The 12650-nt window shown below is 74.8% G+C and carries 11 protein-coding genes; 3 read left to right on the forward strand and 8 right to left on the reverse strand.

The genetic code is table 11. The annotated features are described in order from the left end of the window. Positions 1–127: 127 nt before the first annotated feature. The 5 genes from FHS37_RS01835 to FHS37_RS01855 form a co-directional block, all read right to left on the reverse strand. Entirely contained in the window at positions 128–1081 is a 954-nt protein-coding gene (locus FHS37_RS01835; RefSeq protein ID WP_184817211.1) for an ROK family glucokinase, read from the reverse strand. A 124-nt stretch (positions 1082–1205) separates the two neighbouring features. Next, complete coding sequence (locus FHS37_RS01840) at positions 1206–1712, reverse strand: DUF5304 domain-containing protein (RefSeq protein WP_184817212.1); 507 nt, start codon at positions 1710–1712, stop codon at positions 1206–1208. Positions 1713–1769: 57 nt separating this feature from the next. Further along, a complete protein-coding gene (locus tag FHS37_RS01845; RefSeq protein WP_184817213.1) occupies positions 1770–2948 on the reverse strand; it encodes an ArsA family ATPase in 1179 nt (392 codons plus the stop codon). Positions 2949–3409: 461 nt separating this feature from the next. Further along, a complete protein-coding gene (locus tag FHS37_RS01850) occupies positions 3410–3853 on the reverse strand; it encodes an SRPBCC family protein (protein WP_184817214.1) in 444 nt (147 codons plus the stop codon). 145 nt (positions 3854–3998) lie between these two features. After that, positions 3999–4796 (reverse strand): metallophosphoesterase family protein, encoded by a 798-nt coding sequence (locus tag FHS37_RS01855; RefSeq protein ID WP_184817215.1) that lies wholly within the window; start codon positions 4794–4796, stop codon positions 3999–4001. Between the two features lie 294 nt (positions 4797–5090). Between FHS37_RS01855 and FHS37_RS01860 the strand changes: the two genes are divergently transcribed. Next, positions 5091–6887 carry an AMP-dependent synthetase/ligase gene (locus FHS37_RS01860; protein ID WP_184817216.1) on the forward strand — a complete coding sequence of 599 codons (1797 nt, stop codon included), beginning with the start codon at positions 5091–5093 and terminating at the stop codon, positions 6885–6887. Positions 6888–6973: 86 nt separating this feature from the next. Here FHS37_RS01860 and FHS37_RS01865 read toward each other — a convergent pair whose 3' ends face one another. Beyond that, the gene (locus FHS37_RS01865; RefSeq protein ID WP_184817217.1) at positions 6974–8116 is read right to left on the reverse strand and encodes a glycosyltransferase family 4 protein; all 1143 of its coding nucleotides are present in this window, start codon (positions 8114–8116) and stop codon (positions 6974–6976) included. Positions 8117–8238: 122 nt separating this feature from the next. On the opposite strand from FHS37_RS01865, the gene FHS37_RS01870 reads away from it, so the two are divergent. Continuing rightward, positions 8239–9474, forward strand: a complete 1236-nt coding sequence (locus FHS37_RS01870; RefSeq protein ID WP_184817218.1) for a glycosyltransferase 87 family protein — start codon at positions 8239–8241, stop codon at positions 9472–9474. Here FHS37_RS01870 and FHS37_RS01875 read toward each other — a convergent pair. Then, positions 9435–10763, reverse strand: coding sequence for an MATE family efflux transporter (locus FHS37_RS01875; RefSeq protein ID WP_184817219.1), 1329 nt, complete (start codon positions 10761–10763; stop codon positions 9435–9437). The genes FHS37_RS01870 and FHS37_RS01875 overlap by 40 nt on opposite strands. A gap of 105 nt (positions 10764–10868) precedes the next feature. Between FHS37_RS01875 and FHS37_RS01880 the strand changes: the two genes are divergently transcribed. Beyond that, positions 10869–11399 carry a PadR family transcriptional regulator gene (locus FHS37_RS01880; protein ID WP_184817220.1) on the forward strand — a complete coding sequence of 177 codons (531 nt, stop codon included), beginning with the start codon at positions 10869–10871 and terminating at the stop codon, positions 11397–11399. A gap of 34 nt (positions 11400–11433) precedes the next feature. Here the strand turns inward: FHS37_RS01880 and FHS37_RS01885 are convergent, their stop codons facing one another. Next, complete coding sequence (locus FHS37_RS01885) at positions 11434–12624, reverse strand: hypothetical protein (RefSeq protein ID WP_184817221.1); 1191 nt, start codon at positions 12622–12624, stop codon at positions 11434–11436. Positions 12625–12650: the final 26 nt, after the last annotated feature.

Here is a 12650-nt window from a genome sequence, read left to right on the forward strand (position 1 = left end):
GCGGTCCACCCTGTCGTCACAACAGGCAACCCGGTTCCGTCGGCGGGGATTCCCGTGCCGGCGGACACGGCAGCGCCCGCCGTCCCCGGAAGGGGCCGGGCGGGCGCTGCCGTGCACGTGGAGGCGGTCACATGACCGGGTCGGGCTCCCGGGCCAGGTCGGCCGCGCCCACCAGGCCGGCCTTGTTGCCGAGCCGGGCGGCGAGGACGTCGGCGACGGGGCGCCAGTTGCCGCCCACCAGCCAGCGCTTGTAGGACTTGCGGATCGGGTCGAGGACCAGCTCGCCCTCGTCGGAGAGGCCGCCGCCGATGATGAACGCGGAGGGGTCGAAGAGGGAGGCCAGGTCGGCGAGGCCGGCGCCGACCCAGCGGGCCAGCTCGCGGTAGGAGTCGACGGCCACCCGGTCGCCCTGGCGGGCGGCCACGGAGACGTGCTTGCCCTCGATGCCGTCGGGGGTGCCGTCACCGAGGGCGAGCAGCGTCTCGGCGTTCTCGGGGGTGGCGTTGGCGCGCTGCCTGGCGTACCGGACGAGGGCGCGGCCGGAGGCGTACTGCTCCCAGCAGCCCTGCGAGCCGCAGCCGCACAGCAGGCCGTCCGGCACCATGCGGATGTGCCCGAACTCGGCGGCCACGCCGAAGTGACCGCGGCGCAGCTTGTTGCCGATGATGATGCCGCCGCCCAGGCCGGTGCCGAGCGTGATGCAGATGACGTTGCGGTGGCCCTTGCCGCCGCCGAACCTGTACTCGCCCCAGGCCGCGGCGTTGGCGTCGTTCTCCACGACGACCGGGAGACCCGTGCGGGCCTCGACCTTCTCCTTGAGCGGCTCGTTGCGCCAGTGGATGTTGGGCGCGAAGTACACCGTCGAGCGCTGGCGGTTGACGTACCCGGCCGCACCGATGCCCACGCCGACGATGTCGTGCCCGGCGCGCGCGCCCTCCACCGCGGAGGCGATGGCGTCCACGATGCCCTCGGGCGTGCCCGGGGTCGGCACCTTGTGGGTCGAGAGGATGTTGCCTTCCTCGTCGACCACGCCGGCCGCGATCTTCGTGCCGCCGATGTCGACGCCGATGGTGAGTCCCATGAATCCCTCAGTTTCGGTCGAGCCCCGCTACCGCCAACGGTACCCGAGGCCCTGCCGTCGGGTTTCCGGCGTCCGCACGGTGGGCGGGTCCGGCGGGGACATGGGACACCCGCCGGCCGGACCGTCAGTCCAGGTCGATGCGCTCGCCCGGACCCCCCTCGTCGCCCTTGTCGTCCCGGTCGCGGCGCTCGTCCAGGTCGCGGGGGTCGGTGTCGCGGGCCGTCCAGCGGCGCTCCTGGTCCTGGACCGCGGAGCGGTAGGCGGCGAGGAGTTCGCTGCCGGCGGCGGCGAGGTGGTCGAGGACGTCCGGGTTGCGCTCGATGACGGGTTCCACGGCGGCCCTGGCCTGCTGCACGACCTGCCGCACCACCTGCTGCGCCGCGGGCCCGGCGACCGCGTCGAACAGCGGGGACCGCAGGCCGGAGAGCTTGTCGGCGACCGCGTCGACGAGCTTCTTCAGTTCCTCGGCGGCGGAACCGGGGGGCGGTCCGTACCGGGCGCGGCGGCGGGCCTTCTCCGCCTCGAGGTCCTCGGCGCAGGCGGTCGCCCAGGCGTCGGCGTCGCCCGTGGCCCGCACCTCGTCCACGGCCTCGTCCCGTGCGTCGTCGGACGGGGGGAGCTGTTCGCTCATGACGGACTCCTGACTACGGGTGGCCCCTTCGACGTTACCCGAACGCCCGTCCCGGCCTCAGCGGGTGCGCGGCCACAGCCGCGGATCCGGCCGGAACCGGATGCGCAGCTCGCCCTCGCGCAGGGCGGCGCCGTCGACGGTGCAGCGGCGCAGCGCGGAGGGCAGCGGGACGATCCGGTGGAACGGCCCGGCGGTGACGACGAGTTCGTCGCCGCGCCGGATCAGGTCCAGTTCCCCGCGCCGGGCGCCGGGCAGCGGGATGTGCCAGACCAGCACGCCGTCGTCGGCGAGGGAGTCGGTGACGGGCCACTCGACGGTGGAGGGTCCCGCGTTGACGCCGGACGCACCGGGCACGGCGAGCGCGGCGAGGTCGTCGGCGCCGCGCGGGTCGCGCCCGAGGTGGGCGACGGGGTGGACGGCGTACGTCTCCCGCCACTCCTCCAGGGTCTTGCGCTGCTGGGCGACCGGGCCGGCGAGCCAGCTGTCCTCGACGCCCTCCGGCAGCACGCGGGTCGCGACCAGGGCGTCGGTGCGCAGTCCGCGCAGGGCCAGGCCGAGGGCCGTGGTGCGGACGGCGTCGGCGCCGGCGGGTCCCGGCTCGGCGACCAGGCGCACGGCGGTGTCGCGGTCGGCGAGCACGGCCTCGACGGCGGCCAGTTGCAGGTCCAGCCGGGCGGCGGTCTCGTACAGCCACTCGGCGGGCAGCGGGACGCCGGCGAGGCGGCCGAGCACGGGGCGCAGGGCGCGGGCGGCCTGCCGCTCGGGCGGGAGCAGGCGGCGCAGGTGGCGGCGGAGCTCCTCGGGCAGCGCGAGCAGGGCGAGGGCCCGCGGGGCGGGCGGCAGGTCGACGACGAGGAGGTCGTACGCCCCCGGCAGGGCCGCGTCCCGCAGGGCGCGCAGCAGGGCGAGCTCCTCGGCGCCGGGCAGCGGGGTGAGCTCCTCGGGGTCGAACCGGGAGGCGCCGAGCAGGTCCAGCAGGGAGGAGGCGCGGTCCTGCAGGGCGACCAGGTCGGCGCGGAAGCCCGCGTCGGCGTCGAGCCGCCGCGCGGTGAGGCCGGGGGCGGCCTCGACCGGCTCGGACCCGACGGGCACCCCCAGGACCGCGCCCAGTGTGTCCGTCCGGTCGGTGCCGAGGAGGAGGGTGCGGGTGCCCTCACGGGCGGCGGCGCACGCGGTGGCGGCCGCGACGGTGGTACGCCCGCTGCCGCCGGGGCCCGTGATCAGGAGGGTACGCATGAGGGTGAACGGTACCGGTGCGTCCGGCGGGGACCGCGTGACGCCCTGCCGGGCCGGGACCGGAGGCGGGGACGGGGGCCGGGCCCTCGGCGGGGAACGGGCGCCGTGGCGGACCCGGCGGTCGCGGGGGCACGGGTGCGCCGGCCGTGTGACTTCCCGGGAACGGGCGACGACCACGGCCGGTGCGCCCGGGACCACCGGAACGGACTCGCGGGGCCGGGCCGGCCGCCGCCGTCCGGGCCGGACGGGCCGGGCCGGCCGGGTGGGTGGGGCCGGATCGGGCCGGGCGGCGACTGCCCGGATCGGGGAGGGACGGACGCGCGCACAGAGGACCACGGGCCCACCGCCCGCCGGACCGGACCGCCCGCACCGCGCCCCCGGAGCCGGGACGCACGCCCCACGCGCCGGCCGGCGAGCGCCCGCGCGGTGGCGCGCCCCGCGCGTCCGCGCCCCGCGGAACGCTACTTCGCCCCCGACTCCACGCGCTTCTTCAGCCCCGCCAGGGCCCGGTCGATGATGACCTTCTCGGCCTTGCGCTTGATCATGCCGAGCATCGGGATCTTGACGTCGACGGTCAGCCGGTAGGTGACCTCGGTCGTGCCCGGGCCGGCCGGCCGGAGGAGGTAGGAGCCGTCCAGGGAGCGGAGCATCTGGGACTTCACCAGGGTCCAGGAGACCTCGTGCTCACCGGTCCAGGTGTAGGCGAGGGTCTGGTCGTCCTTGATCGCGCCGGCGTCCATGACGAGGCGCACCTGCTCGGCGCGGCCCTGCCCGTCGGTCTTGAGGACCTCGGCCTCCTTCACCTCACCGGTCCAGTCCGGGTAGCGGGCGAAGTCGGCGATCACCCCCATGACATCGGCCGGTGCGGCCTCGATCGTGATGCTCGAGCTGGTGTGTTCCGCCATCGCCGTGGCTCCTCCGGATGCGCGCCGGTCGTCGGATCGCCGTGCGCGGGTGCAGCGCACGTCTGTGCAGTCTGTGCAGCGGAAGGCTACCGCGCACCGGACCGGCGCAACTCACCCCACCTGGGACATCCGCACCGTTCCGGCCTCACCACTCGAGCGCGAAGGGCCGCCCGCTGCCCGCGAAGTGCCCCACGTTCACGCACTCGGTGGCACCGATCCGCATCCGCCGCACCAGCGGCTGGTGCACGTGTCCGAACAGCGCGTAGCGGGGCCGGGTGCGGCGTATGGCGTCCAGCAGCGCCCGGCTGCCGCGCTCGAAACGGCGCGCGACGGTGTCGTAGACCAGTTCCGGGACCTCCGGCGGGATGTGGGTGCACAGCACGTCGACCTCGCCCACGGCCTCGATCTTCGCCGCGTACTCCTCGTCGCTGATCTCGTAGGGGGTGCGCATGGGCGTGCGCAGGCCGCCGCCGACGAAGCCGAAGGTCCGGCCGCCGATCTCCACCCGTTCCCCGTCGAGGACGGTCGTGCCGGGCCGGGCGTACTCCCGCCACAGGGGCGGCATGTCGACGTTGCCGTAGGTGGCGTACGTCGGAGTGGGGAAGGCGGCGAACAGCTCGGCGTACTGCTTGCGCACCGCCTTCTCGATCAGCGTGGCCCGGTCCTCGTCGAGCCCCGCCCACAGCCGGGCGCCGAACGCGCGCGCCTCCTCGAAGCGGCGGGCGGTGCGCAGCTCCACGATGCGGTCGGCGTTCTCGGTGCCGAACAGGTCGGGGAAGATGCCGCGCGAGTGGTCGGCGTAGTCGAGGAAGAGCACCAGGTCGCCCAGGCAGACCAGGGCGTCGGCGCCGTCGCCGGCCCGGGCCAGGTCACGGGCGTTGCCGTGCACGTCGCTGACCACGTGGACGCGCGTGCGGTGACTGCCGCCGGGTGTGGGTGCCATGGCGATCAAGGGTAAGCGCGTGCGACGGCCCGGACAACGGCGGCCGGACCTGCGGTTACTGGCTCGTCGGCGACGGGGTGGACTACTGTGCGCGATGAAACACCCATCTGTGTGACGCAGCGAACATCTCGCCGGGACCCCCTGTCGTAGAGGCCATACCGGCGGGTAACGTCCGGGCAGTCCAGACGTGCTCGGGATTTCAACATGTGAATTCGCGAGCATCCGCCCAGCCTTGGACCGCACCGTCGCATCGCACAACGTCGTGGCGCCGGCGCCCTAAGAGGAGCAGCAGTCTTGCGCGAGTTCAGCCTTCCGGCTTTGTACGAGGTCCCCGCGGACGGAAACCTGACCGACATCGTCCGCAGAAACGCCGCGCAGCACCCCGACGTCGCCGTCATCGCCCGCAAGGTCGGCGGTGCCTGGCAGGACGTGACGGCCACCGTCTTCCTCGCGGAGGTCCGGGCGGCCGCCAAAGGACTGATCGCCGCCGGGGTCCAGCCCGGCGACCGGGTCGGCCTGATGTCCCGCACCCGCTACGAGTGGACGCTGCTGGACTTCGCGATCTGGAGCGCCGGCGCGATCACCGTGCCGGTGTACGAGACCAGCTCGCCGGAGCAGGTGGCGTGGATCCTCGGCGACTCCGGCGCCACCGCCTGTTTCGTGGAGCTCGACGCGCACGCGGCGGCCGTGGAGTCGGTGCGCGACCGGCTGCCCGCGCTGAAGAACGTGTGGCAGATCGACGCGGGCGGCGTCGGGGAACTGGGCCGCCTCGGCCAGGACGTCACCGACCGGGCGGTCGAGGAGCGCAGCTCGATCGCGAAGGCCGACGACCCGGCGACGATCGTCTACACCTCCGGTACGACCGGCCGCCCCAAGGGCTGTGTGCTCACCCACCGCAGCTTCTTCGCCGAGTGCGGCAACATCGTGGAGCGGCTGCGTCCGCTGTTCCGCACCGGCGAGTGCTCCGTCCTGCTCTTCCTGCCGCTCGCGCACGTCTTCGGGCGGCTGGTGCAGATCGCGCCCATGATGGCGCCGATCAAGCTGGGCTGCGTGCCGGACATCAAGAACCTCACCGACGAGCTGGCCGCGTTCCGCCCGACGCTGATCCTGGGCGTGCCGCGGGTGTTCGAGAAGGTCTACAACTCGGCGCGCGCCAAGGCGCAGGCCGACGGCAAGGGCGGGATCTTCGACAAGGCGGCGGCCACGGCGATCGCGTACAGCCGGGCGCTGGACACCCCGTCGGGCCCGTCGCTGGGCCTGCGGATCAAGCACAAGGTGTTCGACAAGCTCGTCTACGGCAAGCTGCGCGCGGTGCTGGGCGGGCGCGGCGAGTACGCCATCTCCGGCGGCGCCCCGCTGGGCGAGCGCCTGGGCCACTTCTTCCGCGGCATCGGCTTCAGCGTCCTGGAGGGCTACGGCCTGACCGAGTCCTGTGCGGCCACCGCGTTCAACCCGTGGGACCGGCAGAAGATCGGCACGGTCGGCCAGCCGCTGCCCGGCTCGGTGGTCCGGATCGCGGACGACGGCGAGGTGCTGCTGCACGGCGACCACCTGTTCAAGGAGTACTGGAACAACCCGGGCGCGACGGCCGAGGCGCTGGCCGACGGCTGGTTCCACACCGGGGACATCGGCACCCTGGACGAGGACGGCTACCTGCGGATCACCGGCCGCAAGAAGGAGATCCTGGTCACGGCGGGCGGCAAGAACGTCGCCCCGGCGGTGATAGAGGACCGGATCCGCGCGCACGCGCTGGTCGCGGAGTGCATGGTGGTGGGCGACGGGCGGCCGTTCGTGGGCGCGCTGGTCACCATCGACGAGGAGTTCCTGGGCCGTTGGTGCGCCGAGCACGGCAAGCCGGCGGGCTCCACCGCGGCGTCCCTGAGCGAGGACCCGGACCTGCTCGCGGCGATCCAGGCGGCGGTCGACGACGGCAACACGGCGGTGTCGAAGGCGGAGTCGGTCCGCAAGTTCCGCATCCTCCCCGCCCAGTTCACGGAGGAGTCGGGGCACCTGACCCCGTCCCTGAAGCTGAAGCGGAACGTGGTGGCGAAGGACTACGCCCACGAGATCGAGGCGATCTACGCGAAGTAGGACGCGCGAGGCCGAACGCGCGACGGCGCGGAGCCCGGATGCGGGCTGCCGCGCCGTCGCGCGTTCCGGAGGTCCTGCGACAGCTCCTACAGCAGCTTCTTCAGTTCCTCCGCCAGCAGGTCCCAGCGCCACTTCTCCTCGACCCAGCGGCGGCCCCGCTCGCCCATCCCGCGGCGCAGCTCCGCATCGCCGAGGAGGGTGACGACGCGGTCGGCGGTCTGCTCGGGGGAGCCTCCGGGGACGACCCAGCCGGTCTCGCCGTCGAGCACCGCGTCGGGGGCGCCGCCGGAGTCGCCGGCGACGACGGGCAGCCCGGTCGCGGAGGCCTCCAGGTAGACGATCCCGAGCCCCTCGACGTCCAGTCCGCCGCGCCGGGTCCGGCAGGGCATCGCGAAGACGTCGCCGGCACCGTAGTGGGCGGGCAGTTCCGCCCAGGGGACGGAGCCGGTGAAGCGGACGGAGCCGGCGACCCCGGTGTCGCGCGCGAGCGCGCGCAGGTCCTTCTCGTACGGGCCGCCGCCGACGATCAGCAGCACGGCGTCCGGCTCGGCCGCCAGGATCGCGGGCATGGCCTCGATCAGCGTGTCCTGTCCCTTGCGCGGCACCAGCCGCGAGACGCACACGACCACCGGGCGGTCGGTCAGTCCGAGCCGCGCCCGGACCTCGTCGCCGCCCGAGCCGGGGTGGAAGGTCTTCTCGTCGACCCCGGGCGGCAGCTGCACCATCCGGGAGGCGGCCGCGGGGGTCAGCGCGGCGGCGATCCGCGAGCGCGTGTACTCGCCGAGGTAGGTGATCGTGTCCGTGGACTCACCGATCCGGCGCAGCAGTCGCCGCGCGGCGGGCAGCTGGGCCCATCCGGCCTCGTGGCCGTGGGTGGTGGCCACGATCCGCTCGGCGCCGGCCCGGCGCAGCGCCGGCGCCATCAGCCCGAGCGGCGCCGCCGCCCCGAACCACACCGAGGTGCACCCGTGCTCGCGCAGCAGCCCGACGGCCCGCCGGGTGACCCGCGGGGTGGGCAGCAGCATCGTCGTGCGGTCGCGCACGACGGTGAAGGGCTGCTCGGCGTCGAAGGCGGCCGTCGCCTCGACGCCTTCCCGGGTGCGCTTCCAGGTGGAGGCGTAGACGACGAGCCGCTCGGGGTCGAGCCGCAGCGCCATGTTGTGCAGGAACGCCTGGATACCGCCGGGCCGGGGCGGGAAGTCGTTGGTCACGATCAGGGTCTTGTGCATCGCCGCAGACCCTATCGAACGCCGTTGCACGACCGGTCACGGCGGCGCTCGGTGGCCCGTACACGGGTGCCCGGTGACATCATGGCCCCCTGGGGACCGCACACCGGACGGGCAGGGATCGCATGAGGACGACGGCCGCACGAGGGTCCCTCACGGGGCTGCTGCTCCTGTGGGGGCTGACGCGGGCCGCCCTGCTGCTGTGCGTCCTGAAGGTGATCGTCTTTCCCGGTCCGGACGTCACCAGCGACGTGTCGGTGATCTACCGGGGCTGGTACGAGGTCCTGCTCACCGGAACGTTTCCGCTGGACGACGTCACCTGGCAGTACCCGCCCGCCGCGGCCCTGGCGGTCCTCTCCCCCGGCCTGCTGCCCTTCCTGGAGTACGCCACCGCGTTCTTCGTCCTGGCCCTCCTCGCCGACCTGGCCGTCCTGGCCCTCCTGGTGCACGCGGGCCGGCGGCCCGGCCGGTCGCCGCGCGGCGCCTGGGTGTGGGTGGCGGGGCTGCCGCTGCTCGGGCCGACGGTGTACGCCCGCTACGACGTGATGGTGACCGCGGTGGCGGTGGCCGCGCTGCTGGCCGGCGTCCGGCACCCCCGGCTGATGGGGGCGCTCGCGGGGTTCGGGGCGCTGCTGAAGGTGTGGCCGGCGATGCTGCTCCTCGGGGTCCGCCGGCGTGCCGCCTGGGCCTCGGCCGCCGCGACCGGCGCCGGCGTGGCCGCCCTGTTCGCGGTGACGGTGCCCGGCGCGTTCGCCTTCCTGACCTTCCAGCGCGACCGGGGCACGGAGGTCGAGTCGCTGGGCGCCCTCGTCTTCCACGTCGCCCGGCACCACGGCTGGGACGGCGAGGTGCTGCTCAACTACGGCTCGGTCGAGTTCCTCGGCCCGTACGTGACCTGGGTGAGCACCGGCGCGCTGTTCCTGACCGGGGCGGCCTTCGCCTGGCTGGTGCTGTGGCGGCTGCTGGCCACCCGCTTCGAGGCGCACACCGCCGTCGACGCCGCGTTCACGGCGGTGCTGATGTTCACCGTCACCAGCCGGGTGATCAGCCCGCAGTACATGGTGTGGCTGGTCGGGCTCGCCGCGGTGTGCCTGTGCTTCCGGGAGAGCCGGATGCGGCTGCCGGTCGCCCTGGTGCTGGCCGCGTCCGTCGTGACCGTGCTGGAGTTCCCGGTCTGGTTCCACCACGTGGTGGCCAGCGACCCGCTCGGGATCGCCCTCCTGGCCGTCCGCAACGGCCTGCTGGTGGCCGCGGCCCTGCTCGCGGCCCGCGCCCTGTGGCGCGCGACCGTCCCCGGCCGGCGCCCGCTCCCCACGGTCCCTCAGCCGGCCCGCGCCACCGAGGCCCCGGTCTCCTCCTGATCCCGGGCCCTGCGGAGCGGCACCGGCAGCACCGCGCACTGCACCGCCATGGCGAGCGCCAGGGCGAGGGCCACGCCGGGCAGGCCGAGCCCGGTCAGCGCGTACGCGAGCGGCAGCTGGACCGCCGTGCCGAGCACGGTCACGCGCAGCACCGCCGAGGCGCCGCCGCTGCCCTCGAAGACGCCGCCGAGCGCGATGAAGCAGGCCATCAGCAGCAGGTGGGGGCCGATGCAGCGGAGGAACACCGCTCCCTCCCGGGCGACGTCGGGTCCGGCGCCGAAGGCGGCCATGATCCAGGGTGCGGTGGCGCCCAGCAGGACCGCGGCCACGGCGGCCGCCGTCCCGGAGACCAGCACGGCCTGCCGTCCGATCGCCCGCCGCTCGTCCCGGCCGGCTCCCCGCTCGTGGGCCGTGTGGATCGCGGCGGCCTGGCGCACGGCGTAGCAGGCCATGGTGGCGACGTACAGGACCTTGTACGCGATCGCGTACGCGGCCACCGCCGTCACCCCGAGCCGCGCCACGATCGCGACCAGCGCCAGGGCGCCGGTCTGCCGCACGGTGAAGTCGGCGGACACGGGCAGCCCGGTGGCCAGGGTCCGGCGCAGTGAGACGGTGACGGGTTCGCCGGGGTCCGCCCCGCGCGCCGCGCGCAGCAGCCCGTCGCGCCGCAGCGCGACCAGTCCGGCGCCCAGGGCCACCAGCCGGCACAGCATCGTCGAGACGGCGGCGCCCAGGACCCCGTACCGGTGGATCAGCAGCGGGTCGCACACCAGGATCAGCCCGTTGGCCAGCAGCGCGAGCCGCATCGGGGTGCGGGTGTCGCCGGCGCCCTTGAGGATGCCGTCGACGAGGGTCTGGGCGAAGAAGACGGCCGTGCCCGGCAGGGAGACGGCGAAGTAGGCCACGGCGAGCCGTGGTGCGGCGCCCCCGCCCTCCGCCCCGCCCAGCACCAGCCGGGCCAGCGGCTCGCGCGCCGCCAGACCGCCGACGACGACCACCGGCGTCACGACCGCGCACAGCGCCCAGCCGCCGCGCACCGCCGCCCGCACCGCGCCCGGGTCCCGCGCGCCCCTGGCGTGCGCGACCAGCACGGTCGTGCCGGAGCCGAAGACCAGGGCGACGCCGAGCAGCACGTTCTCGGTGCTGGTCGCCACCGCCACGGCGGCCACGGCGGGACCGCCCAGCCGGGAGACCCAGACGGTGTTGATGATCCCGGCGGCGACCGGGGCCAGCAGCGAGAAGTAGACGGGGTGGGCGAGCGACACGAGCTGCCTGCGGTGGGCGTTCACTTCGGCTCCCTCTTCAAGTATCCCGGTCCGAGGTATATCGATCCGAGGTATCTCGGAAAGAGGTAGCATGGCCCGCACACCCCCCGCAAGGAGGAACCCGTCCGCATGCTGGAGCTGTCGATCCTGGGCTTCCTGGCCGAAGAGCCGCTGCACGGCTACGAGTTGAAGGAGCGCATCAAGGCGCTGAGCGGCCACGTCCGCCCGGTCAGCGACGGGGCCCTGTACCCCGCGATCACCCGGCTCGTCGCGGCGGGCCTGCTCGAGCAGCACACGGGACCGGGCGCGAGCGCCGCCCCGCGCCGCGTCCTCTCCCTCACCGACGCCGGCCGCGCGAGCCTGCTGGAGCGGCTGCGCCGGCCGAAGCAGGTGGAGATCACCGACCAGGTGCGCTTCAACACCGTGCTGGCGTTCCTGCGCCACCTGCCCGACCGCCGGGAACAGGCCGCGGTGCTGCGGCGCCGGCTCGAGTTCCTCGAGACACCGGCGAGCCTCTTCTACCGGGACGGCGATCCCGTGCGCGCGGAGGAGGCCGACGACCTGTTCCGGCGAGGGGTGCTGCGGGTCGCCCGGGCCACGGGCGAGGCGGAGCGCGCGTGGCTGCGGGAGGCCGTCGCGGAGCTGGAACAGCCGGGCTGAGCGCTCACCCAGCGGCGGGGGGGCCGGAGCCGGGTCAGCCGAGCCGGTCCCGTACGTGGTCCCGCCACCGCGCGGTGAACTCCTCCGGGGTGGTGTCCAGCACCCGGGCCATCGCGTCCTCGACCGCCCCCTCCCGCTGCCGGTGCGCGCCCACGGCCCGGTAGAACGCGCCCAGGCGTTCCTCGCCCCAGCGGTCGGCGATGAGCCGGCAGGCCGTCCAGCCGCTCTCGTAGGCCCGGGCCAGCCGGTCGGCGTCACCGGAGAAGCCGAAGTCCGCGTCGTCCGGCAGCGCCGCGGGCACCTCCCCCCGGCGCACCGCGTGGGCGAGTTCCGGCGCGATCTCGGCCGGGGCGCGCCCCCCGCCGCGGTAGCCGACCCAGTCGGCGAAGCCCTCGGACAGCCACAGCGGGGTCGCGGCGGAGGTGTGGGCGCGGGTGGCGACATGGGTGGTCTCGTGGGTGAGCACGACCTGCCGGCCCGGGGCGCCCAGCAGTCCGAAGGCGTCCGGGTTGACGATGATCCGGTCCGCGGGCGCCCGTTCCCCCGTACCGGTCTCGCCGGTGGTGACCGCCGCGATCCCCCGGTAGGAGGAGGCGGGCGAACCCAGCAGCCCCGCCATGCCCTCCAGGGACTCCGGCACCAGCACGACGACGCGGCGGGTCCAGTCCGGCCCCCACGCGTCCGACACCGCGGGCACCGCGCGGTCGGCCAGCCCGGCGTAGTCGCGCAGCTCCGCCTCGGACTGCCCGACGCCGAGCACCAGGGCCCGTTCGCCCCGGACCGCCCGGACCGGGCCCTGGTCCCACAGCTGCTGGCCGGACTTCCGCGCGGGCCGGTCGGAGTCGACGGTCCAGCGGCCGTCCGCGTCCCGGCTCAGGCGCAGGGTGCGGGCGGTGGTGACCGGCGACCGGTCGTGGCCCTCGACGCGGTAGCTCAGGTCGGCGGAGGCGGTGGCGGTGTCGCCGGTGCGGTCGAGGGCGGTCACGCGGTAGGACCAGTCCGCCAGCGGTACGGCGCGCAGGTTGTCGAAACCGGCCCGGGTGCCGGTGCGGGCGTAGCCGGCGGCGTCGCGGTCGAGGACCGCCCCGGCCCGCCGGTCGAGGAGCGACTGCACCTCGGCGCGGACGCCGTCGGCGACCGGCCCCCCGCCGCACGCGACCAGGGAGACGAGCAGCAGACACAGCGCCACCACCGGCGCCCCCGGAACCCGCCTTCGACCAGCCATCCTTCCGAGGGTACGGGCGCCGGGCC

The sequence above is a fragment of the Streptomyces griseomycini genome (assembly GCF_014203535.1).
GTDB classification, from domain to species: domain Bacteria; phylum Actinomycetota; class Actinomycetes; order Streptomycetales; family Streptomycetaceae; genus Streptomyces; species Streptomyces griseomycini.

Excerpts from the sequence above, each read along its gene's own strand:
- FHS37_RS01835 (WP_184817211.1), bottom strand. The coding sequence starts at position 1,081 with ATGGGACTCACCATCGGCGTCGACATCGGCGGCACGAAGATCGCGGCC.
- FHS37_RS01840 (WP_184817212.1), bottom strand. The coding sequence starts at position 1,712 with ATGAGCGAACAGCTCCCCCCGTCCGACGACGCACGGGACGAGGCCGTG.
- FHS37_RS01845 (WP_184817213.1), bottom strand. The coding sequence starts at position 2,948 with ATGCGTACCCTCCTGATCACGGGCCCCGGCGGCAGCGGGCGTACCACC.
- FHS37_RS01850 (WP_184817214.1), bottom strand. The coding sequence starts at position 3,853 with ATGGCGGAACACACCAGCTCGAGCATCACGATCGAGGCCGCACCGGCC.
- FHS37_RS01855 (WP_184817215.1), bottom strand. The coding sequence starts at position 4,796 with ATGGCACCCACACCCGGCGGCAGTCACCGCACGCGCGTCCACGTGGTC.
- FHS37_RS01865 (WP_184817217.1), bottom strand. The coding sequence starts at position 8,116 with ATGCACAAGACCCTGATCGTGACCAACGACTTCCCGCCCCGGCCCGGC.
- FHS37_RS01870 (WP_184817218.1), top strand. The coding sequence starts at position 8,239 with ATGAGGACGACGGCCGCACGAGGGTCCCTCACGGGGCTGCTGCTCCTG.
- FHS37_RS01880 (WP_184817220.1), top strand. The coding sequence starts at position 10,869 with ATGCTGGAGCTGTCGATCCTGGGCTTCCTGGCCGAAGAGCCGCTGCAC.
- FHS37_RS01885 (WP_184817221.1), bottom strand. The coding sequence starts at position 12,624 with ATGGCTGGTCGAAGGCGGGTTCCGGGGGCGCCGGTGGTGGCGCTGTGT.